The organism is Methylocystis sp. (assembly GCF_050251305.1).
GTDB lineage: Bacteria > Pseudomonadota > Alphaproteobacteria > Rhizobiales > Beijerinckiaceae > Methylocystis.
In genome coordinates this window covers 102,278-122,696 of sequence record NZ_JBFWNB010000001.1, presented here as the reverse complement: position 1 = coordinate 122,696, position 20,419 = coordinate 102,278, and the positions used below count along the sequence as shown (strand labels likewise).

The 20,419-nt window shown below is 65.3% G+C and carries 23 protein-coding genes and 1 tRNA gene; 13 read left to right on the top strand and 11 right to left on the bottom strand.

The annotated features are described in order from the left end of the window. Positions 1 to 3: 3 nt before the first annotated feature. Both AB7F41_RS00735 and dnaN read right to left on the bottom strand, forming a co-directional pair. Positions 4 to 861, bottom strand: a complete 858-nt coding sequence (locus tag AB7F41_RS00735; protein ID WP_428383427.1) for an OmpA family protein — start codon at positions 859 to 861, stop codon at positions 4 to 6. Between the two features lie 38 nt (positions 862 to 899). Then, positions 900 to 2,018: a DNA polymerase III subunit beta gene (gene dnaN / locus AB7F41_RS00730; protein ID WP_428383428.1), complete on the bottom strand. Its 1,119-nt coding sequence runs from the start codon at positions 2,016 to 2,018 to the stop codon at positions 900 to 902. Positions 2,019 to 2,249: 231 nt separating this feature from the next. On the opposite strand from dnaN, the gene AB7F41_RS00725 reads away from it, so the two are divergent. Further along, positions 2,250 to 4,508 carry a transglycosylase domain-containing protein gene (locus AB7F41_RS00725; RefSeq protein WP_428383430.1) on the top strand — a complete coding sequence of 753 codons (2,259 nt, stop codon included), beginning with the start codon at positions 2,250 to 2,252 and terminating at the stop codon, positions 4,506 to 4,508. A gap of 30 nt (positions 4,509 to 4,538) precedes the next feature. Here AB7F41_RS00725 and AB7F41_RS00720 read toward each other — a convergent pair whose 3' ends face one another. The 3 genes from AB7F41_RS00720 to AB7F41_RS00710 form a co-directional block, all read right to left on the bottom strand. Then, positions 4,539 to 5,372 carry an FTR1 family iron permease gene (locus AB7F41_RS00720; RefSeq protein ID WP_428383432.1) on the bottom strand — a complete coding sequence of 278 codons (834 nt, stop codon included), beginning with the start codon at positions 5,370 to 5,372 and terminating at the stop codon, positions 4,539 to 4,541. 3 nt (positions 5,373 to 5,375) lie between these two features. Then, complete coding sequence (locus tag AB7F41_RS00715) at positions 5,376 to 5,717, bottom strand: cupredoxin domain-containing protein (RefSeq protein WP_428383434.1); 342 nt, start codon at positions 5,715 to 5,717, stop codon at positions 5,376 to 5,378. Between the two features lie 124 nt (positions 5,718 to 5,841). Beyond that, a complete protein-coding gene (locus tag AB7F41_RS00710; protein ID WP_428383436.1) occupies positions 5,842 to 6,183 on the bottom strand; it encodes a hypothetical protein in 342 nt (113 codons plus the stop codon). Between the two features lie 165 nt (positions 6,184 to 6,348). Here AB7F41_RS00710 and AB7F41_RS00705 point away from each other — a divergent pair, with 165 nt between their 5' ends. From AB7F41_RS00705 to AB7F41_RS00690, 4 genes are all read left to right on the top strand, one after another. After that, on the top strand, positions 6,349 to 7,569 hold the full coding sequence (locus tag AB7F41_RS00705; RefSeq protein ID WP_428383438.1) for a DUF2235 domain-containing protein: 1,221 nt from the start codon (positions 6,349 to 6,351) through the stop codon (positions 7,567 to 7,569). Between the two features lie 184 nt (positions 7,570 to 7,753). Beyond that, positions 7,754 to 7,945 carry a preprotein translocase subunit SecE gene (secE, locus tag AB7F41_RS00700; RefSeq protein WP_428383440.1) on the top strand — a complete coding sequence of 64 codons (192 nt, stop codon included), beginning with the start codon at positions 7,754 to 7,756 and terminating at the stop codon, positions 7,943 to 7,945. Between the two features lie 24 nt (positions 7,946 to 7,969). Then, positions 7,970 to 8,500: a transcription termination/antitermination protein NusG gene (gene nusG, locus AB7F41_RS00695; RefSeq protein WP_428383441.1), complete on the top strand. Its 531-nt coding sequence runs from the start codon at positions 7,970 to 7,972 to the stop codon at positions 8,498 to 8,500. Between the two features lie 257 nt (positions 8,501 to 8,757). After that, a complete protein-coding gene (locus AB7F41_RS00690) occupies positions 8,758 to 9,336 on the top strand; it encodes an HdeD family acid-resistance protein (RefSeq protein ID WP_428383443.1) in 579 nt (192 codons plus the stop codon). A gap of 177 nt (positions 9,337 to 9,513) precedes the next feature. Here the strand turns inward: AB7F41_RS00690 and AB7F41_RS00685 are convergent, their stop codons facing one another. From AB7F41_RS00685 to AB7F41_RS00675, 3 genes are all read right to left on the bottom strand, one after another. After that, a complete protein-coding gene (locus tag AB7F41_RS00685; protein WP_428383445.1) occupies positions 9,514 to 9,720 on the bottom strand; it encodes a hypothetical protein in 207 nt (68 codons plus the stop codon). A gap of 69 nt (positions 9,721 to 9,789) precedes the next feature. Then, positions 9,790 to 9,866, bottom strand: a tRNA-His gene (locus tag AB7F41_RS00680). A gap of 164 nt (positions 9,867 to 10,030) precedes the next feature. Further along, on the bottom strand, positions 10,031 to 10,591 hold the full coding sequence (locus AB7F41_RS00675) for a DUF721 domain-containing protein (RefSeq protein ID WP_428383447.1): 561 nt from the start codon (positions 10,589 to 10,591) through the stop codon (positions 10,031 to 10,033). A gap of 63 nt (positions 10,592 to 10,654) precedes the next feature. Here AB7F41_RS00675 and AB7F41_RS00670 point away from each other — a divergent pair, with 63 nt between their 5' ends. Both AB7F41_RS00670 and AB7F41_RS00665 read left to right on the top strand, forming a co-directional pair. After that, positions 10,655 to 11,716, top strand: a complete 1,062-nt coding sequence (locus tag AB7F41_RS00670; RefSeq protein WP_428383449.1) for an A/G-specific adenine glycosylase — start codon at positions 10,655 to 10,657, stop codon at positions 11,714 to 11,716. 22 nt (positions 11,717 to 11,738) lie between these two features. Further along, positions 11,739 to 12,005 carry an Imm74 family immunity protein gene (locus tag AB7F41_RS00665; RefSeq protein WP_428383451.1) on the top strand — a complete coding sequence of 89 codons (267 nt, stop codon included), beginning with the start codon at positions 11,739 to 11,741 and terminating at the stop codon, positions 12,003 to 12,005. 8 nt (positions 12,006 to 12,013) lie between these two features. Here the strand turns inward: AB7F41_RS00665 and glpK are convergent, their stop codons facing one another. Beyond that, the gene (gene glpK, locus AB7F41_RS00660) at positions 12,014 to 13,510 is read right to left on the bottom strand and encodes a glycerol kinase GlpK (protein ID WP_428383453.1); all 1,497 of its coding nucleotides are present in this window, start codon (positions 13,508 to 13,510) and stop codon (positions 12,014 to 12,016) included. A 403-nt stretch (positions 13,511 to 13,913) separates the two neighbouring features. Between glpK and AB7F41_RS00655 the strand changes: the two genes are divergently transcribed. Continuing rightward, a complete protein-coding gene (locus tag AB7F41_RS00655) occupies positions 13,914 to 14,150 on the top strand; it encodes a (2Fe-2S)-binding protein (RefSeq protein WP_428383455.1) in 237 nt (78 codons plus the stop codon). A 26-nt stretch (positions 14,151 to 14,176) separates the two neighbouring features. After that, the gene (gene bfr, locus AB7F41_RS00650) at positions 14,177 to 14,656 is read left to right on the top strand and encodes a bacterioferritin (RefSeq protein WP_428383457.1); all 480 of its coding nucleotides are present in this window, start codon (positions 14,177 to 14,179) and stop codon (positions 14,654 to 14,656) included. A gap of 48 nt (positions 14,657 to 14,704) precedes the next feature. On the opposite strand, the gene AB7F41_RS00645 is transcribed toward bfr, so the two are convergent. After that, entirely contained in the window at positions 14,705 to 15,322 is a 618-nt protein-coding gene (locus AB7F41_RS00645) for a helix-turn-helix domain-containing protein (protein WP_428383459.1), read from the bottom strand. A 253-nt stretch (positions 15,323 to 15,575) separates the two neighbouring features. Between AB7F41_RS00645 and AB7F41_RS00640 the strand changes: the two genes are divergently transcribed. From AB7F41_RS00640 to AB7F41_RS00630, 3 genes are all read left to right on the top strand, one after another. After that, positions 15,576 to 16,409 carry a UDP-2,3-diacylglucosamine diphosphatase gene (locus AB7F41_RS00640; RefSeq protein ID WP_428383472.1) on the top strand — a complete coding sequence of 278 codons (834 nt, stop codon included), beginning with the start codon at positions 15,576 to 15,578 and terminating at the stop codon, positions 16,407 to 16,409. Then, positions 16,409 to 17,509 (top strand): glycosyltransferase family 4 protein, encoded by a 1,101-nt coding sequence (locus tag AB7F41_RS00635; RefSeq protein WP_428383461.1) that lies wholly within the window; start codon positions 16,409 to 16,411, stop codon positions 17,507 to 17,509. Before AB7F41_RS00640 ends, AB7F41_RS00635 begins: the two co-directional genes overlap by 1 nt. A gap of 110 nt (positions 17,510 to 17,619) precedes the next feature. Continuing rightward, on the top strand, positions 17,620 to 18,396 hold the full coding sequence (locus AB7F41_RS00630; protein ID WP_428383463.1) for a HesA/MoeB/ThiF family protein: 777 nt from the start codon (positions 17,620 to 17,622) through the stop codon (positions 18,394 to 18,396). Between the two features lie 69 nt (positions 18,397 to 18,465). Here the strand turns inward: AB7F41_RS00630 and AB7F41_RS00625 are convergent, their stop codons facing one another. Next, entirely contained in the window at positions 18,466 to 18,819 is a 354-nt protein-coding gene (locus AB7F41_RS00625; protein WP_428406406.1) for a RidA family protein, read from the bottom strand. Positions 18,820 to 19,687: 868 nt separating this feature from the next. On the opposite strand from AB7F41_RS00625, the gene AB7F41_RS00620 reads away from it, so the two are divergent. Then, complete coding sequence (locus AB7F41_RS00620) at positions 19,688 to 20,395, top strand: hypothetical protein (protein WP_428383467.1); 708 nt, start codon at positions 19,688 to 19,690, stop codon at positions 20,393 to 20,395. The last annotated feature ends 24 nt before the right edge of the window (positions 20,396 to 20,419 follow it).

The window sequence follows — 20,419 nt, the reverse complement described above, 5'->3', positions numbered from 1 at the left end:
CATTCACCGAACCTCAAAGGTCAGCGCGCGGCTTTCCGACTGGTCCGATCCCTGGGGGGAGGCGACGAGACGCCGCCCACCCACGCCCTGACCTTGGAGATGGTTGATCGCGGCCTCGACGCGCCGTCGCGCCAGCGCGTCATTATGCGCTTTGGCGGCTGAACCGCGGACATGGCCCCTGATCTCGATCGTCGCATATTCCGGGCAGCGGCGTATGACCGCCGCCGCCTTGTCCAGCGCGAGCGAAACCGACGAGGTCAGTCGCGCGCTGCCTTTGCGAAAGACAAGTTCGCTCGGCGACGCGACGTCTTCGAGCGCCGTCTGGCAATCGACGAGCGACATGCCGCTCGGCGCAGGCGTAGGTTGCGGGCCGGGCGCTTGCGCTTCAATGGACGCCTTGGTCGGCGGCGGCGCGGCCGCCGGCGTTTCGTCGACGCGCCCGGACGGCGCCGAAGCCGTATCCGGCGCTGCGCCGTTCGTGAGCGCTGCGTCGCGGCGACTCGCGTCGTGATGGGATCGATCGATCACGATCGCCCCGACCCAGACGAGCGCCGCGGCGACCAGGCCTACGGACCACCCTTCATGCGCCCACAGCGAGCCATGGCGAATCAGCGCGCCGATCGCGGCGCCGACAATGAAGACGGCATAGGCCGCGAGCCCGCCTTCGACGAAGGCCGCGGCGGCGTCGAGCGCGCCCAGACGGACGACGAGCACGCCGACGCCGAAGGCGAGGCCGCTCCACACCAGCCAGCGGGCGATGCGGCTATTGTTCGGCGCAGGGCGCGTCGACGCGCCGGCGGCGACGCCGATCGCAAAACAGGCGAGGAGCCACGGCCAAAGATGAGGGATTTCCGCAAGCACGCGTCGAACCTAACGGCCTGGAGGCGTCGGTCCAAGCCTTAAACGCGCATCGGCATCAAGACATAGAGCGCAGTGGCGCCGTCGCGGTCCTGCACCAGAGTGGGCGAGCCAGGATCGGCGAGCTTGAAGAGCGCCGTGTCGCTGTCGAGCTGCTGCGTGATGTCCAGGAGGTAGCGGGCGTTGAAGCCGATATCGAGCGGCGGACCGTCATAGTCGGCCTCGAGCTCCTCGACCGCCGAGCCCTGGTCCGGATTGGTGACGGACAGCACCAGCTTGCCTTCAGAAAGCGAGAGTTTGACGGCGCGGCCGCGCTCCGAGGAAATCGTCGAGACGCGGTCGACGGCCTTGGCGAAGACGTCGCGCTCGACAATGAGCCGCTTGTCGTTGCCGGCGGGAATGACGCGCGCGTAATCGGGAAAGGTGCCGTCGATCAGCTTCGTCGTCAGCAGCGCGTCGCCGAAGGTGAAGCGCATCTTGTTGATCGACAGTTCGATCGACACGTCTCCCTGCGCGTCTTCGATCAGACGCTGCACTTCGGTGACGGCCTTGCGCGGCAGGATGACGCCGGGCATGCCGGCGCTTCCCTCGGGCGCGGGGAGTTCCAGACGCGCCAGCCGATGGCCGTCCGTCGCCACGGCCCGCAGCATCGGGCGGCCGTCGACGTCGAGCGTGTGGAGATAGATGCCGTTGAGATAGTAGCGAGTCTCCTCGGAAGAGATCGCGAATTGCGTCTTCTCGATGAGCCGCTTGAGATCGGCCGGCGCGAGCGCGAACTTATGGCTGAAGTCGCCGGACGTGACGTCCGGAAAGTCGCTCTCTGGGAGGCTCGACAGATTGAAGCGCGAACGTCCCGAACGCAGCGTGAGCTGTCCGGCGTCGCCCGTCGCTTCCAAAGAGACCTGCGCGCCTTCGGGCAATTTGCGCACAATGTCGTAGAGCGTATGCGCCGGCAGCGTCGTCGCGCCGGGCTGCGCAACCTCCGCAGCCGTCTTTTCGGTGATTTCGAGATCGAGATCGGTCGCCTTGAGCGTGAGCGCGCCGTTCGCGGCGGAGAGCAGCACATTGGCCAGAATCGGGATGGTCGTGCGCCGCTCCACAACGCGGTGAACGTGGCCGAGCGCCCGCAACAGCGCCGCTCTCTCGATCGTGACCTTCATGAGCCGCCCGCATATGATCGGATTATTGCGGCGCGACAGGGCGCCGCGCCGGGGGCGGAAACTTTGGCGCGGCGGGGCCGGAAGCGCAAGGGCGCGCGCGCCGGGAACCTGTTTGTCCAACATATTTTGTCGGCGCGCCCACGTATGGGGCCCTTAACCCGCCCTTAAACGGCCTTCGTTACGCTGCATCAAGCATTTCGGGGCCGTGCGGCGGCGACAGGCGAGTATCCGATGGCGCGCAGCGATAAGCGTCGCGAACCACGGTTCGACGACGGCGACTACGGCGAATTGCGCGCCGAACGCCGTCCGTCGCCTCGCGCGCGGGCTCGTAAGGCGCCGCGCCGGCGCCGTTCGCGTTCGTTCTTCGGCGCGCTGATCTATTGGAGCGTCACGATGGCGCTCTGGGGGGCGATCGCCGCCGGCGGCCTCGCCGCCTATTATGGCTCGCGCCTGCCGCCGATCGACCAGCTCGCGGTGCCCAAGCGGCCGCCCAATATCGCCATCCTGGACGTCAACGGCGAGCTCCTCGCCAACCGCGGCGACACCGGCGGCGCGGCGGTCAGGCTCGCCGACCTGCCGCCTTACGTGCCGAAGGCCTTCATCGCCATCGAGGATCGGCGCTTCTACGCGCATTGGGGCGTCGATCCGATCGGCATCGGTCGCGCCGTCGTCCGCAACGTCACCGGCCGCGGCGGGATGCAGGGCGGCTCGACGCTGACGCAGCAGCTCGCCAAAAACCTGTTTCTCACGCAGGAGCGAACGATCTCGCGCAAGATCCAGGAGGCGATTCTCGCGCTCTGGCTCGAGCGCAAATATTCCAAGGATCAAATCCTCGAACTCTACCTCAACCGCGTCTATTTCGGCTCGGGCGCCTATGGCGTCGAAGCCGCCGCCGAGCGCTATTTCGGCCATGGCGCCAGCACCATCACCCTGTCCGAAGCCGCCGTTCTCGCCGGCTTGATGAAGGCGCCGAGCAAATTGGCGCCCGATCGCAATCCGGAGGGCGCGGCGGAGCGCGCGGCGCAGGTGATCGCCGCCATGGCGCAGGAAGGCCATATCACCGAAGCGGTCGCGAAGGCGGCGCTCGCGCATCCAGCGGCCGCGCGGCGCGACGTCGGCGCAGGCTCGATCAATTACGCCGCCGACTATGTCATGGACATGCTCGACGACACGGTCGGCGCGATCGACCGGGACATTGTCGTCACCACCACGATCGACAGCCGCATGCAGATGGCTGCGGAAGGCGCGCTCAAACAGGCGCTCGACGAAAAGGGCGGCAAGTTCGGCGTCGGGCAGGGCGCGCTCGTCGCCATCGATCCGACCGGAGCGATCAGGGCGCTCGTCGGCGGACGGGACTATGCGCAAAGCCAGTTCAACCGCGCCGTGTCGGCGAAGCGCCAGCCCGGCTCCGCCTTCAAACCCTTCGTCTATCTTGCGGGGCTCGAACAGGGGCTCACCCCCGACACCGTGCGCGAGGACGGACCGCTCAACATCAAGGGCTGGCGTCCCGAAAACTACAGCCGCCAGTATCTCGGGCCGGTCACGCTCACGAAAGCGCTGTCGCTGTCGCTCAACACCGTCGCGGTGCGGGTCGGCCTCGAAGTCGGTCCGAAAACCGTCGCGAAGACCGCGCATCGCCTCGGCGTTCAATCCGATCTGCAGGCCAACGCCTCCATCGCGCTCGGCACGTCGGAAGTGACCCCGCTCGAACTCGTCGCCGCCTATACGCCCTTCGCCAATGGCGGCATCGCCGTGCAGCCGCATGCCATCCTCAGAGTGAAGACCGCCGCCGGCAAGACGCTCTATCAGCGCAGGAGCGCTTCGCTCGGCCGCGTGATCGCGCCGCAATATGTGGCGATGATGAACGACATGATGCGGGAGACGCTGCTGACCGGAACGGCGCGCAAGGCCGCGCTGCCGGGCTGGGAGGCGGCGGGGAAAACCGGCACAAGCCAGGATTTCCGCGACGCCTGGTTCGTCGGCTACACGGGCCGGCTGATCGCCGGCGTCTGGCTTGGCAACGACGATAATTCGCCGACAAAAAGAGCCTCGGGCGGAAATCTGCCGGTTGAGATCTGGAGCCGCTTCATGAACTTGGCTCTGAAGGGCGAGCCGGTCGCCGGGCTGCCCTCGGGCGCATGGCGTTCGGAGAACGCGGCGCTCCCCGAGGAAATCGCGCGGCCGATCGACGACCTGTTCGGCCTGTTCACCGGCGAGTCGAGGCCCGCGGCGCAGCCGCAATCCGCGCGCCCGGCGCCGGCGCAGCTTCCGCCTCCGCCGCCTCAAGGCGACGCCTACGAGCCGCCGCCGATGGCCGACGCGCCGCAGGATTGGCCGGCGCACGACCGGCCGCCGCCGTCTGCGTCCCGCGCGCCGGATGATTTCCTGCCGCCGGAAGACATCCCGACGGTCGGCTCGATCGAGCGGCCGCGGCAACGGCGCGGCGCGCCGGAACGGAATATTTTCGAAGAGCTCTTCGGCGGCGGCTGAGAAGCTGGCGCTGGCTGCGCCAGCGCCGCGCTATTCGGCCGGCGCGCGGACCGTGGCCGCATGCGCCCGCGCGGCGAAGAATTTCGTCGCCGCAATGATGGCGACAAGCGTCGCCAGATAGACCGCGACCTGCATGCCGGAGGGCTGGTCGGCGTAGCCGATCAGCGTGTGCAGCACCCGCCCCACGATGCTCTTATCCGACAGGAGCCAGGACGTGTCCCAGGCGGTGTCTGAGAGCGAGCTGATAAAGCCCGCCTGCTGAAGAAACGCCACGCACTGCGCCGCGAGGCCGGCCGCCAGCAGGGTGATCAGCCATGTCGTCACGGCGAACAGACGTTTCGCCGGGATCGCGACAAGCCCGTAGAAGGTGGCGACGCTCGTCGCCGCGCCGAGCGCCAGTCCGGCGAGGCCCCCGGCGAAGACGTCCCAGCCGGATTCGCCCGAGGCGAGAATGCCGTAGAGAAACAGCGACACCTCGGCGCCTTCGCGCAGCACCGCCAGCGCCACCACCGCGGTCAGCGCGAACAGCGTCTCGTCGCCGCGCGCCACCGCCCGGCCGACCTCGGAAAGGTTCTGCGCCAGTTCGCGCCCGTGCTGCGCCATCCAGATGTTGTGCCAGACGAGCATCACGACGGCGAGCGCCAGAATCGCGGCGTTGAACAACTCCTGGCCGCTGCCGGCAAAGGCCTGCGACAGCCGGTCGGCGAAGGCGGCGACGACGATCGCGCCGAGCGCGCCCAGGCCGACGCCAACCGTGACGAAGCTGCGCGAACCCGCGACGCCGCGCGTCACGGCGAGAACGATGCCAACGATGAGTCCCGCCTCGATGGCTTCGCGAAAGACGATGATTAGCGCGCCGAGCATGGCCTATTCCGCGATGACCTCGCCCTTGGCCACGTCTTCGTGGAATTCGCCGACGAATTTGTAGCGGCCGGCTTTCAGCGGTCGAAGGGTGAAGGTCGCCTCGCTGACGGCGGGGATCACTTTCTCGATGCGCAGGCTCTTGCTTTCAAATTCTTCGGGCGTCGCGTCGAGATTTTTCACGGTCAGCTTCGCCGGCTCATTGGCTGGAATGCGCAATTCGGCGGGCTCGAAGCGATGGTCCTTGATCGTGAGCGTGAAGGCGTTCTCCGCCAAGGCGCCGCCCGGAGGGCTCAAAGCCAAGGCCAAAAGAACGGTCGTAAGATAGTGGCGCTTCAAAAACCGCATCTCCCAAGTTCGCCGAGCGCCACCTGTCTTGACGCGTCTTCACCGAAGGTAAGAACGCCCAAACATGTGGTCAATCGATCTAGTCTGGATCGCTTCCAAGCTGTCGCCCGGTCGCGCGCGACCCTCATCCCGGATAACCGTGCCGCGATTTCGAGGCGCGCAGCAGCGACAGCGCGCGGCCGTCCTGACCGCTCGAACAGGCGGACGCCGCTTCGGCGATCTCATTCGAGATCTGCGCGTGAACGCTCCTGTTGACGTGGCCCATCGAGAGGTCGTTGTCGACCACGGACCGATAGCGCGCAACGGCGCCGGCGCAGCCCGGAGCGCCCGGCGGCGGCGCTTCGCTCATGCGCCCCGGCGGCGGGCCCCCCGGTCCCGAAGGAACGATTTGCGGTTGGCGCGCGGCGTTGCAGCCGGCGCTCATCGCCGCGGCGCATGCAGCCAGCAGGAAAAGGCGTGCGCGCATGGTTTCACTCCAATGCTTGGTTGAAGTTTCGCTTCTCATAGCTGGGGTCGCCCGTCCTCGGCAACCGTTTCATGTTTGCTTGCGGACGCCGTCAAAGCGCGTCACCATCTGCGGCGCCTCATTTTCCGGCGCCATCGTTTTCGATTCGCGCGGTTGGAGGAGAAAATGATTCGCAATGTCGTATTGCTCGACGGCACGTGGAACACGCCGCGCGATTGCACCAACATCTGCAAGAAGTCCTGGGAATTCGAGGAGCCGCTCATTCCGCGAGACGGCGCTGACGGCGTCGAGCAGAATGTCGGCTACTTCTCCGGCGTCGGCGCCGAAGGGTTCAAGATCGTCGGCGGCGCCGCAGGTCTGGGCCTGCGCGCCATCGTGCAGGACGCCTACAATTGGGTCGTCGACAATTATCGCGACGATCAGGAGCTCTACATCTATGGGTTTTCGCGCGGCGCCTATGCCGCGCGCGCCTTGGCCGGCCTGATCGGCGACTGCGGCGTCAGAAAGACCAGAGACAAAAACATCTTCGACATCGCGCGCGCGAATAAGAGCGCGCGAAAGGCCTCGCAGCAGGGCGCGCCGCCGAGCGGTCCCGACATACAGACGAACAATCGCATCAAGCTGCTCGGCGTCTTCGACACGGTCGGCTCATATGGCGTGCCCGCAGGCTTCAGCGGGCTTGCGCCGCTCGGCCGCTATATCACGCTGGCGGTGTTCGGAGGTTTCGAGGACACGCAACTCGGCGGGCATGTCGACCATGCGCTGCATGCGATTGGCGTCGACGAGCGCCGCCGCCCCTTTACGCCGACCTTCTGGACGGTGAAGAAGGGGGCGCCGCATCCCCGGAATATCGAGCAGAACTGGTTTCCCGGCGTCCACTGCAATGTGGGCGGCGGATATCCGGAATCCGGCTTGTCCGACATCGCCTTGATCTGGATGATCGCGCGCACGCAGGCGCTGACCGGCCTCTCCTTCGACGCCGAAGCGATCCGGCGAACGCTGACGCCGAACATCGACGGCGACATTCCGGATTCGGCGGAGAAATATCCCGTCGACCGGAATTTTCCACGCAGCCGCGAGATGTTTCCGGCCGGCGCCCCCGCCAACAGCTTTTTCACCTCCAGCGGGGACCCTGGCGAGGAACAGGTCAATGAGAAGGTCCATTGGAGCGCGCTGGCCAAGCTCGGCCGCAGCTGCGAAATCTACGGCGTCGCGGAGACCCGCTATGATCCGGCGAACCTCAGAGAGGCGATGGCGCGGCTCGGTCCCGACCTGCCGAGGCGAATCGCCTATATCACGCCCGAGGAAGCCCGATTGTTGCCGCCGGATCTCGTGGCGTTGGCGGAGGCGCGCGCCATCCTCCATTCCGCCGCCGCGCTGGGATGACGGTCTTACGCGCCAGACGTCGCCGGCTCGCCGTGCGTCGACGCGCGTTTTTCGCTTGGCGGCGCGGCGCTAAGGGGCTATAAACCCGCTCATTCGTGGCGCGCGGCCGGCAGGTCCCGCGCCGCGATCGTTTTACGGCGCGGGTCACAAGGGTGGATCGCGCGTCCCACAGCCCGGTAGTCGAATGGTCAATCCGTTTCAGTTCCTGCAGGAAGTCCGCGCAGAGGCGGCGAAGGTCACTTGGCCGACGCGCCGCGAAACGCTGATCACGACCGGTCTGGTGATCCTGATGGTGTTATTCGCGAGCCTGTTTTTCGTCATCGTCGATTCGGCGCTGCGTTTCGGCGTCGGCCTGATGCTGGGCGTCGGGCGATAAACAATTGGAGCTGATGGCGCCGCTATGAGCATGCGCTGGTATATCGTCCACGCCTATTCGAACTTCGAAAAGAAGGTCGCCGACGCGATTCGCGAGGGCGCGGCGCAGCGCGGTCTCTCCGACCAGTTCGAAGAGATTCTGGTCCCGACCGAACAGGTCATGGAGGTGCGGCGCGGCCGCAAGGTCTCCGCCGAGCGCAAATTCTTTCCCGGCTATGTGCTGGTGAAATGCGATCTGAGCGATCAGGTCTTCTCGCTCATCAAGAATACGCCGAAGGTGACGGGCTTTCTCGGGGCCGACAACAAGCCGATGCCGATCAGCGAGGAAGAAGCGCTGCGCATCAAGGGCCAGGTCGCCGAGGGCGTCGAGCGGCCGAAGCCGACGATCATGTTCGAGGTCGGCGAGACGGTGCGCGTCGCCGACGGGCCGTTCGCCTCCTTCAACGGCCTCGTCGAGGAAATCGACGAAGCGCGTTCGCGCCTCAAGGTCGCCGTGTCGATCTTCGGGCGGCCGACCCCCGTCGAACTCGAATTCGGCCAGGTCGAGAAGGTTTAAATCCCTTACTGCGGGGCTTAGCCGCCCTCCTTCATGAGGCGGGCGGTTCGCGACGCGAACCGGGCAGAGCGCTGCGCCGTCTCCAAGACCATGTGGTCTCGCGCCCGAGCGGATTTAGGATCTGCGAACGGCGCCGCGCGCCGCCGCCCGGCGCAACGCCGTTAGCCATCACAACGTTTCTCCGCAATTATCGCCTTGCTATTTGCGTCCGATCGGCAAAGATCGGGCTTTCCGCCACTCTGCCATGGATGCATTAGATGCAGCGACAGTTTGACTCCTTCGTTTCGCTCCCGCCCGACGTCCTCGCCGTTCACTGGGGCTGGGTCATCGCCCTCGGGATATTGATCGGCGCGCTTGGCATCCTCGCGATCGTTCGAGCCAGGATCGCGACCATCGTCACGGTTGGTTTCTTCGGGGCGCTGCTCCTTGTCAGCGCCGTGTCCGTTCTCATCTTCGCCTTTTCGGCGGCCGGGCTGTGGACGGACTTCTTCGTTCACGTGTTGTGGGCGGTTCTTCTGGCCATCGTCGGCGTTATTCTATTGACGCGCCCGGTCATCGGCGCCGAGGCGATCACGCTTCTGATCGGATTTTATTTCCTCGTGGAAGGCGTGATGATCATCGGCTTCGCGTTCAGCTCGCACATCGACGGTCTCTGGATGTATTTCCTGCAGGGCGGCGTGGCGTTGCTGCTTGGCGCGCTGTTGCTGACCGGCTGGCCGTTCACCGGGATGTGGGCGATCGGAACCTTCCTCGGCATCGATCTTCTGTTCAAAGGATGGGGGATCATCGCGCTCGGCTTTGCGCTTCGCGCGATCTCCGAAGGCAGTCTGCTCTAGGCTCGCAAGGGCGCGGATGTCAGTCCCGACGCGCGAAGCGCGATAGGGACTCCGCGGGTCACGACCAACGTCATGAACGCTGCGCCGGACTCCCGGGCAGGCCTCCGGCCTGCCGGGGACGACAGTCCAGGCGAACGGATCGGCTGAAGTCTCTTCAGAAGCCTGCGAGGGACCGGCTCACTCCACGCCGCCGGTCGGATTGGCGAGCCAATAGACGAGGCAAAAGGCCGCCGTAATCAGGCCGGAGCCGAAGAGGGCTCCCGCCGCGCCTTCGTCGGGAATCGCGTAGCTCGCCGCAGCCATCAACAGGCCGAACGCCGCGACATAGATCGGCCGCGGGTCCCGCTCGGGCGGCTTGCCTGCGAGCTTTCTTCGCCAACTCATCGTCGCGGTCTCGCTGCTGCGGCCGATCGGAAGCGAATTAAGAATTCGGGCGCGAGAATCGCGAAAACATGGTACCGCCACCCCGGCTCGAACGGGGGACCCCCAGATCCACAATCTGGTGCTCTAACCAACTGAGCTATGGCGGCACTAGATCACGCCGACTTTGGACGAAAATCGTCAAAGGCGGATCACGTGATCGATCTCAAAAGTTTAAAGAGCGCTCTCATACGAAAAACCGGAATCCGCTCTTTCGCAGTGCGCTCTCGCGGCGCGAACCTATGCGCGATTGCAGGCCTTTGCAAGACCGACGTCAAGCGTCGCCGGGCTCCTGAAGCGAACGCGCGAGCGCGCGTTCGCCGAGCCTGATGAGCGCGGCGCGCAGGCTTTCTTCGGCGACGCCTTCGGTCGCCTCGATCGCCCGGGCGCGCGTCGCCGCATCGGCCTTTGGCGGCCGGCTCGGGCTCGACCGTGCCGCAGACGCGGGAAGCAGTTGCTCCTGCCGCAAAACGATCCGCGCAACGCATCGCCAGCCCAGATGCGCGTTCACCCGGTCGATAATGATCGGCGTCAGATGCTGCGCTTCGAGTCCGAATCCCGGGTCGACCCGCAACAGAAGAGTGGCCGGCTCGCGCGGCGTCTTGTCACGGCGTTTCGCCGCTGCCGGGTCATTCGATTTGCCCCGCGCCCGCGGCGGCCATTGCAGAGCGGCCGGCGCGCAGATGCGCGCGATTCGCGCGCCGACGATCTCGCGCCAGCACAGGAGCAGCGAGGCTTCGCTGAAGCCGCGCGTGGCGACGAGCGGGTCGAGTTCGCGCAGGACGTAATCCGCGAGCGGGCGCGTGAAGACTTTGGCGCGCGAGGGAAGGCTCATCGGAGTCGCGGCGCGGCCGCCCTTCTTGCCGGGGCGAGGCTTCGCCCTCTATCAATCGCATGCATGATAAAGGCTCGCGTCAAATCGACCAAACCGGGCGAAGCGCTTCTGGCCTGGTATGACGCCGAGCGGCGCGACCTGCCCTGGCGCGCGCAGCGCGGCGAGACGCCGGACCCCTATCGCGTTTGGCTTTCCGAAATCATGCTGCAGCAGACGACGGTCGCCGCGGTGAAAGAGCGCTACCGCGCCTTCCTGTCGCGCTGGCCGACGGTCGAGGCGCTGGCGCGCGCGCCGCTCGACGACGTTCTCGCGCAATGGGCCGGGCTCGGCTATTACGCCCGCGCGCGCAATCTGCACGCCTGCGCGCGCGCGGTCGCGGACTCGCCCGGCGGATTTCCGCAAGATGAAGCGGCGCTGCGGCGGCTCCCCGGCGTCGGCCCCTATACCGCGGCGGCGGTCGCCGCCATCGCCTTCGACCATCCCGCCGTCGCCGTCGACGGCAATGTCGAGCGCGTCATGGCGCGCCTGCATGCGATCAAGGAGCCGCCGCGCAGGGTCGCGCCGCTGATCCGGGACGCAGCGGCGGCGCTCATGAGCCGCGCGCGGCCTGGAGATTCGGTGCAGGCGCTGATGGAGCTCGGCGCGCTCGTCTGTGCGCCGCGAGCGCCGGATTGCGCCGCCTGTCCGCTCTCGCCGTTCTGCGCGGCGCGGCGTCTCGGCGCGCAGCAGGAATATCCGGCGCGCGAGGTCAAAGTTCCGAAGCCGCGGCGCCGGGGCGCGATTTTCATTCTGCGGCGCGGCGACGAGACGCTGCTGCGCCGGCTACCGCCCAAAGGATTGTTCGGCGGCATGAACGCCTTTCCCGCGACGCCCTTCACCCGGGACGTCGCCGCCGCGGACTTTTCGCAATTTGCGCCCTGCGCCGCGCGCTGGCGCGCGCTCGACGCGCCGGTGACGCATGTCTTCACCCATTTCGCGCTCGAGGCGACCGTGTTCACCGCACACACCCGCGCCACAACGACGCCTTCAGATTGCCGCTGGGCGGCGCGCGCCGATCTCGATAAAGAGGGGCTGCCGACGCTCATGCGTAAGGCCGCCGCTCACGCCGGACTTGTCGAGAGGTGAGAACGCAAGGCTGGAGGGAGCCATGGCGCGACGCGCAAGCGGCTATCAGGTCGAGGTGACGGAAGGCGCGATCCGCGTGCGCCGCGCCGGGAAAACGCTGACCATCCCGGCCGCGCCGCCGGACGCGGAATCGGATGAAGACGCCGACTTCATGGTGCGTCTCGACGATCTCGACCATTGGGACGCGCCCGACGACGAAACGCCGATCGAGGTCGACGAACTGCAGAAGATCCTCGACGCCGTCGAAAAACAGCTCGACAAGCACGGTTTAAGCGTCGATTTCGAATAGCGCGTCGATCAGATCGCCCAGCCAAGCGAACGCTCGACAGCCTTTTCCCAGGAGGCGATCAGGCGCGCGCGCTCTTGCGGCGCCATAGCCGGCGTAAAGCGGTCAAATTCGCGCTTATGCGCGGCGATATCGTCCAAGCTTCTGTAGACGCCCACGGCGAGGCCCGCGGCATAGGCGGCGCCGACGGCGGTCAATTCCAGTTCGCGCGGCCGGATGACCGGCGCCTCGATGATATCGGCCTGAAACTGCATCAACAGGTCGCTCGCCGCCATGCCGCCGTCGACCTTGAGCGCGGCGATTCCGACGCCGGCGTCCGCCGCCATCGCCGCCAGGACCTCGCGGGTCTGGAACGCCGCCGCTTCGAGCGCCGCGCGGGCGATATGGCCCTTGTTGGAAAATCGCGTCAGCCCGGCGATCAGTCCGCGCGCGTCGCCGCGCCATCGCGGCGCAAAGAGGCCGGAGAAGGCCGGCACGAAATAGACGTCGCCATTGTCGGGCACGCTTCTCGCCAGCGCCTCGATTTCGCGGCTCTCTTTGATGACGCCGAGATTGTCGCGCAGCCATTGCACCAAAGCGCCGGCGATCGCGATCGAGCCTTCGAGCGCGTAATGCGGCTTCGCGTCGCCGATCTTGAAGGCGAGCGTTGAAATCAGGCCGTTCGTCGAGACGCGCGGCGTCTCGCCGACATTCATCAGCAGGAAGCAGCCGGTGCCATATGTGTTCTTGGCGTCGCCCGCTTTGACGCAGGCCTGCCCGAGCAGGGCGGCGTGCTGATCGCCGAGCGCGCCGGCGAGCGGAACGCCGGCGAGCGCGCCGACGCATTCGCCGTAGATTTCGCTCGACGCGCATATTTTCGGCAGGCAGGCCGCCGGGACGTCGAAGATCCGCAGGAGTTCGTCGTCCCAGCCGAGCGTTTGAAGATTCATCAGCTGCGTGCGCGAGGCGTTGGTGGCGTCGATGATGTGACGCCCCCCGTTCGGGCCGCCGGTCAGATTCCAGACCATCCAGGAGTCGATTGTGCCGAACAGCGCTTCGCCTTGCGCGGCTCTTTCGCGCGCGCCGGGGATTTCGTCGAAGAGCCAGCCGAGCTTGAGCGCCGAAAAATAGGTCGCGAGCGGCAGGCCGGTTTTCGACCGCGCCAGATCGCCGACGCCCGACGCCGCGAGCCGGTCGACGGCGGCTTGCGTGCGCGTGTCCATCCAGACGATCGCATTGTGCAGCGGCGCCCCGGTCGCCGCATCCCAGAGGACCGTCGTCTCTCTTTGATTGGTGACGCCGACCGCCGCCAGATCGCGGGCGGACAGGCCCGCCTTGGCCAGCGCCGCTTCGATCACCGCCTGCGCATTGCGCCAGATTTCCGCGGCGTCGTGCTCGACCCAGCCGGGGCGGGGGTAAATCTGGCGATGCTCGCGCTGCGCCTGGGCGAGGATCTCGCCCCCCGGGTCGACGATGACGAAGCGGGTGCTCGTCGTGCCCTGGTCGAGCGCGCCAAGAAGTTTCGACATTCATAACCCTCTGATGAACGGAAGTTTCAACCTCGGTTCAGCGCGCCGCCGCGATCTTGGGAGCGGTTTCGCCCCGCGCGGAGGATGCTTCAACCGATCCGCAGCCGTCAAAGCGGCGTCGGCGTCGTCGAAATCGAGCGCCGCGGCGCCGCCGGCTCGCGGCGCGCGCCTTCGCCCCTTGCCCGGGCGGTCGGGCGGTCCAAAATGAATTTGATGACGGCACGGTCCTTGCCAGTCGAAAGTCATCGACATGGCGTCTGTCGAAAAGGCGACACACGAGTTGGCAAACCCAAGCAAGTATTGTAACCTACTGATAGGAAAGGCAGTTTGCAATCTTTCCAAACTAGGAAGTTTGCAATCTTTCCAGAAAGTAGTTTGCAATCTTTCCAAACTAGGCTAAGCAATGATCGTCTGTTCGTGCAACGTCCTTTCGGACCGCGATGTGCGCGACACGCTCGGGTCACGCGGAGATCGGCCGTCGGTCTCAGCGGTGTTTCGGCACATGGGTTGCGAGGCGAAATGTGGGCGCTGCGTGCGCAGTATCGTCGCCATCGTCGACCAGCACGCCGCGAGAGGATTGGACGAGTGTGCGGGGACCGGCGATTGTGATGGCTGTCGCGCCGACGAACTGGCGGCCTGAGTCTATTTCATGGAAAGGATGCGGACATGCGCGGTGACGCGAAGGTCATCGAGTATCTTAATCGCGGGTTGCGCGCAGAATTGACGGCCGTCAATCAGTACTGGCTGCATTACCGCATTTTCAACAATTGGGGCTTCCTCGAACTCGCCAAGAAATGGCGTGAAGAATCCATCGAGGAGATGCATCACGCGGATCATTTCGCCGAGCGCATCCTTTTCCTGGAAGGCTTCCCCAACATGCAGGTGCTCGATCCGATGCGCATCGGCCAGTCGGTCGAGGAGATCATCAAGGCGGATCTTGCGACCGAAGTCGACGCGCGCGCGCTCTATGTCGAGGCCGCCGCCTATTGCCTCTCGATCAATGATCGCGTTTCGGAGCAGCTCTTCGAAGGCGTGATCAAGAGCGAGGAGAAGCACATCGATTTTCTCGAGACTCAGCTCGAGTTGATCAAGCAGCTCGGCGTCCAGCTCTACGCCCAAAAGCACGTCGGCGAACTGGAGTCCTGACGGGCGCGTCCTCGGTCCCAGGCGGCGCTGCTGACGCAGCGGCGGCGGTCATTCCATCACCGCCGCCTTCAGGATGCAGACCATCGTCGCCTGCGCCGGGATTTTCCCCAGATTGCGGATGACGTGCGGACGATCGCAGCGATAGCGCAGCGTTTCGCCCGCCTTCACGCTCGACTTTGCGCCGGCGACCTCGACCTCGAGTTCGCCTTCGCGCACAGACAGGCTCTCGACCGAACCGCGCTGATGCGCGTCGGACAGAAGCACGCCGCCGGGATCAGCGGCGAATTCGTAGCATTGCAGCCATTCGACGGTCTTGATCCAGCCGATGATCGCCAGACGGCATTTGCCGTCGTCGGAGACGAGGATGGGAGTGTCGGCCTTGCTGGTCTTCTCCAGGAAGGGCTCGTCCTCCGTCGTTTGCAGGACGCGTTCGATTGAAACGTCGAGCGCCTGCGCCAGGCGCCAGATGGTGGCGAGCGTCGGATTGGTTTCGTTGCGCTCGATCTGGCTGATGATCGACTTGGCGACTCCGGACTGCTGCGAAAGCTCGGAAAGCGACAGATTATAGGCCTTCCGAAGCCGCTGCACCGTGGCGCCGAGTTGACCTGATAGCGCTAGCGCGCCCGCCTCCAGCATTTTTTGCCTGTCCTGGCCTTCGACGCCCATATGCCCCAGCGCTGCGACCGCGCCCGTCCGTTCAGAATCGATCCGGCAAGTTAGCCGATTGCGTTCGAAATATCGAACGGCAAATGCCGTCGCGCCGGCGCGTCAGCGTCGAGCGCGAGAGGCCATGTCATCTGGCTGTGATCCGAATCTGGTCAATCACGGCAAGCGGCGCAGGCGAGAGGCGAACAGGCTCATGCTCGACAGAAACGCCAGAGCGAAGGTCTCCCAAGCGGCGTGCGCCAATGATGGGCGCATGCCGGATACGACGAGCGAACATGAGGTTAAGCGGTATCGGACGCTGTTTCTGTCCGATCTGCATCTCGGATCGCGCGGAGCTCAAGCGGAGCTCCTGCTCGATTTCCTCAGACACAATGAAGCCGACACGATCTATCTCGTCGGCGACATCGTCGACGGCTGGCGACTGAAAAACGGCTGGTACTGGCCGCAGGCGCATAATGACGTCGTCCAAAAGCTGCTGCGCAAATCCCGGAAAGGCGCGCGCGTCATCTATGTTCCGGGGAACCACGATGAATTCGCGCGCGACTACACCGATCTCAACTTCGGCGGCGTCGAAGTCGTCGAGGACGCGCTGCATGTCACGGCCGACGGCAAGACCATGCTCGTCATCCACGGCGATCAGTTCGACATCGTCGTGCGCAATGCGCGCTGGCTCGCCTTCTTCGGCGACTGGGCGTACGATTTCGCCATCGTCGTCAATACGTGGTTCAACCGCGCGCGGCGGATGTTCGGAGTCGGCTATTGGTCGCTGTCGGCCTGGGCGAAGCTGAAGGTCAAGAACGCCGTCAATTTCATCGGCGATTTCGAGAACGCCCTCGCGTCCGAAGCCGCCCGGCGCGACGTCGACGGCGTCATCTGCGGACATATTCATCACGCGACGATTAAGACGATCGCCGGCAAGCTCTACGTCAATACCGGCGATTTTGTCGAAAGCTGCACCGCGATCGCCGAACATGACGACGGCGCCTTTGAGATTTTGCGCTGGCACAACACGGCGGCCGAACGCGGGGCCTCGGAGGCCTTTGAACGCTCGCGCGCTTTGCCGGATGAGAGAGCGGCGGCGGCTTAATGCGGATATTGCTTGCGACGGACGCCTGGCGTCCGCAGGTCAATGGCGTCGTCAGATCGCTCGAGACTATGGCGCAGTCGGCGCGTGCGCTTGGCGCCGAGATCGACTTTCTGACGCCGCGCGACTTCAATTCGCTGCCGATGCCCACCTATCCGGAAATCGCGCTGGCGCTCGCCTCGCCGCGCGCCGTTCGCCGGCGGCTCGAAGACGGCTATGATCACGTCCATATCGCGACGGAGGGGCCGATCGGCCTCGTGACCCGGGCCGTGATGCTGCGGGCCGGGCGCTGCTTCACCACGAGCTTTCACACGCGTTTCCCCGAATATATCCAGGCGCGTTTCGGACTGCCGGTCGGCGTGGCCTATGCGGCGCTGCGCCGCTTCCACAACGCCGGCGCCGGCGTGATGGTGTCGACGCCGAGCCTCTCGCGCGAATTGTCCGAGCGCGGATTCCGCCGGCTGCTGCGCTGGTCGCGCGGCGTCGATCACGCGCTGTTTACGCCCGATGCGTCGACGCCGCTGCCGTACGAGCGGCCGATCTTCCTTTACGCCGGCCGGCTCGCCGTCGAAAAAAACATCGAGGCCTTCCTGTCGCTCGATCTGCCGGGGACGAAGATCCTGGCCGGCGACGGTCCGGCGCGCGCCGGGCTCGAAGCCAAATTTCCGCAAGCGAAGTTCCTCGGCGTCAAGACCAGCGTCGAACTCGCGGCGCTCTACGCCTCTTCGGACGTGTTCGTCTTTCCGAGCCGCACCGATACATTCGGCATGGTGCTGTTGGAGGCCATGGCCTGCGGCCTGCCGGTCGCGGCCTATCCCGTGATGGGCCCGCTCGACGTGATCGGCGCGAGCGGCGCCGGCGCGATGAACGAAGATCTTCGGGCGGCCGCGCTGACCGCGCTCGACATTCGCCGCGAGGCGGCACGCGCCCATGCGCTGACCTTCACCTGGGAAAATTGCGCGCGACAGTTTCTCGACAACATCGCCTACGCCCGCGGCGCGGCGGCGCTCGGCGGCGTCGGGATCGAAGCGTTGCGCGCTGCGGGCCAGGATTCGAACGGCGAGCGTCGCGCGGCGAAAAAGCGCCAGCCTGTCCAGCCCTGATCCCGGTCTGAGCGGCTTCTCATCGCGGCGCTTGCATCGCCGGCGCTGGAGGCGCGCGGGCGAAGCCGCTATGGTCCCCGCGCCGCGACCCTGCGGCGCTGGAGCGCCCGTTGAGCCTTTCGCCTGAAGAGATCGAACGCTACGCCCGGCATCTCGTGCTGCGCGACATCGGCGGGCCCGGGCAAAGCAAACTCAAGGCGGCGCGCGTTCTCGTCGTCGGCGCGGGAGGGCTCGGCGCGCCCTTGCTGCAATATCTCGCCGCGGCCGGCGTCGGCGCGCTCGGCGTCGTCGACGACGACGCCGTTTCGCTGTCGAATCTGCAGCGTCAGGTGATTCACGCGACGCAGGACGTCGGCCGCGCCAAGGTCGACAGCGCGCAAGACGCCGTCGCGCGCATCAATCCGCATGTGGCCGTCGAGCCGCATGCGCTGCGGCTCGACGCGGCGAATGCGCGCGCGCTGATCGCGCGCTATGATATCGTGGCCGACGGCACGGATAATTTCGCGACGCGCTATCTCGTCTCGGACGCGTGCTTTTACGAAAGAAAGCCGCTCGTCACCGCCGCGCTCGGCGGCTTCGACGCGTCGCTGACGACTCTGCGGCCATTCGAGCAGGGCGCCGATGGGCCGAACCCGACCTATCGTTGCCTGTTTCCGATCCCGCCGCAGCCGGGCGAAATCCCGACCTGCGCGGAAGCCGGCGTTCTCGGCGCGCTCGCCGGAACCGTCGGCGCCATGATGGCGCTTGAGGTCGTGCGCGAGATCGTCGGCTTCGGCGAGGGACTGGTGGGCCGCCTGCTGCTCATCGACGCGCACGGCATGCGTTTCGAGACCGTGCGCTACGGCTATGATCCGGAAAATCCGCTGAGCGGCGTCGGCGCGCGTTGATGACAGCGCGCCGTTTTTAAGCGCACATGTTCAACGCCGGACTTGCGTCCGCTTTCGCGCAAAAATGCGCTAGAGCGCCGCGATGACGGCGATCTCTACCTTATAGGCGGGCGCGACCAGCTTCGCTTCGACGGTGGCGCGCGCGGGCGGATTGGCCTTGTCGACCCATTCGTCCCAGACGCTGTTCATCTCGGCGAAGGTCGCGATGTCGGCGAGATAGATCGTCGTCGACAGGATGTTCGCTTTGGCGCTGCCGGCTTCGGCGAGAAGCGCGTCGATCTGCGCGAGAATTTCACGGGTCTGATCGGCGACCGATCCGCCCTTCGTCTTGTCCGCCACCTGGCCGGCGGTATAGACGGCGTTGCCGCGAACGACCGCCTGGCTCATGCGGGGTCCTGCGCCGATCCTTTTGATGTTGCTCATCTCGCCTCCGAAGTCGAAGGCCGGTTTAGGCGAAGGTCGGCGCGCGGGCAAGCGGCGCGCAAGGGCGGCCGCCCTCCGCGTTGCGCCGGCTGCGCGATGCTCCGGCGCGCGCGACAGCGGGTTTTTGTAACGCGACAGATCAGATGGCCTACGCGGATTTAGGCGAGATTGCGCGGGATTGAGTGGTCACATGGCCCGGAAAAGCGGGCGATGGCGCGTTCCGCAGGGCTTTGATAGCGGCATGCGCCGCGACAGATCAAATGGCCTAAAATCTCGTGCGGCGCGGCGCCTCGAAAATCGAAAAAGGCCTGAAAAGCGGGAATTAGAGTTTGGCTTGGCGCGCGAACTCGGAAGTCAGGGCCGTTGGAGAGTGTGAGCATCAAAGAGGCTGAAAGGTCCAAACATCTAAGGAGAGCGCCCAGTCTGGAATAGTCTAGCGTAGTTGTAAACTAGGAACTGGAATGGGGTTTTTAAGGGCGGTCGTCGGTCGATTTGAATTCCGACGAAGCTGGGGCTGCATAAATCGGACAGTGGGGATTCTTTAGGCAGCTGCAACTTCCACCGCAACCTTGGAAAGATTCAGGAGCGGCGCAAGGCGTCAATCACTGCGGCCGGTAGTTGCCTGATCGATGTTGGTGGCTGCGAGGAAGTAACGAAATATGTTGAGCTATGCCGCCACTTTGGTAAGCAGGCGTACTTCCTCTTCGATCTTGACAGTCTCTTCCTTGGCAGTCTTCGTCAGTGTCTTCGCGAGGACGGGAGCATCGCCGAATTTCTTGCGGAACTGGGGCTCGGTGCCGACTTCACCCGCTATTGTGGCGCGCTTGACCGCGAGCTGACCACGGCAGTTCGGGCCATCGAAACCGCTGTGGATGCGCAGGGCACCGTCGGGGCGCTTCAGACTTACTTTGGAACGCTAGTTGAGGACGCCAAGAAACTCCCGCGGCAACGTGTGGCCGTGCTCGTGGAGATAGCGGCGAACCGCGACGGTCTGCTGCCGGTTTTGACTCGCCAGCTGATCGCAAACATCGAAGGAAGATTGCGCCAGGTTCAGGCGGCGCTCCAGACTAAGCACATCTTTCTTCTGGGGGGCGGCGCGCTTGAGCACTACCTGCCATCGTATGAAGGCCACCGCTACGCGCTAAATGAAGGTGGCAAGAAAAAAGCCGTTGCGGGAGAGATCGCCTTGCTTGCAACCGGCGAATTCGACGACCGGCTGGCAGAGCGGTATGGTGAGTTGTTTAAGTGCATTGAAGCGCTGCCGGCTAAGCCGCCGGTCGACACCGAAAGCGTTCTGCGTGGCTACGTGAGCAACTATATCCATGAGCTGCAGGGACTTGTCGTCAGCCACCCTCACTGGAGAAGCGAACAGATTGTTGCGCATTTCGAGGCATCCCAGACGGGTTTAGGCAAACTGATCACGCTCGAAGAGTTCGAAAGGCCAAGGGAGGGCGAATTCCGGGCGGTGCTGAAGATCGCAGGACCGCAGGGGCACCTCGTGGATGTTTCCCATGATACGAACGCCGGTATGAGACGCTTTGCCTTTCGGCCAGAAACCCCGGTCGTTGGTAACTAAGCGGCGTCGTAGTGGTCCACGGCG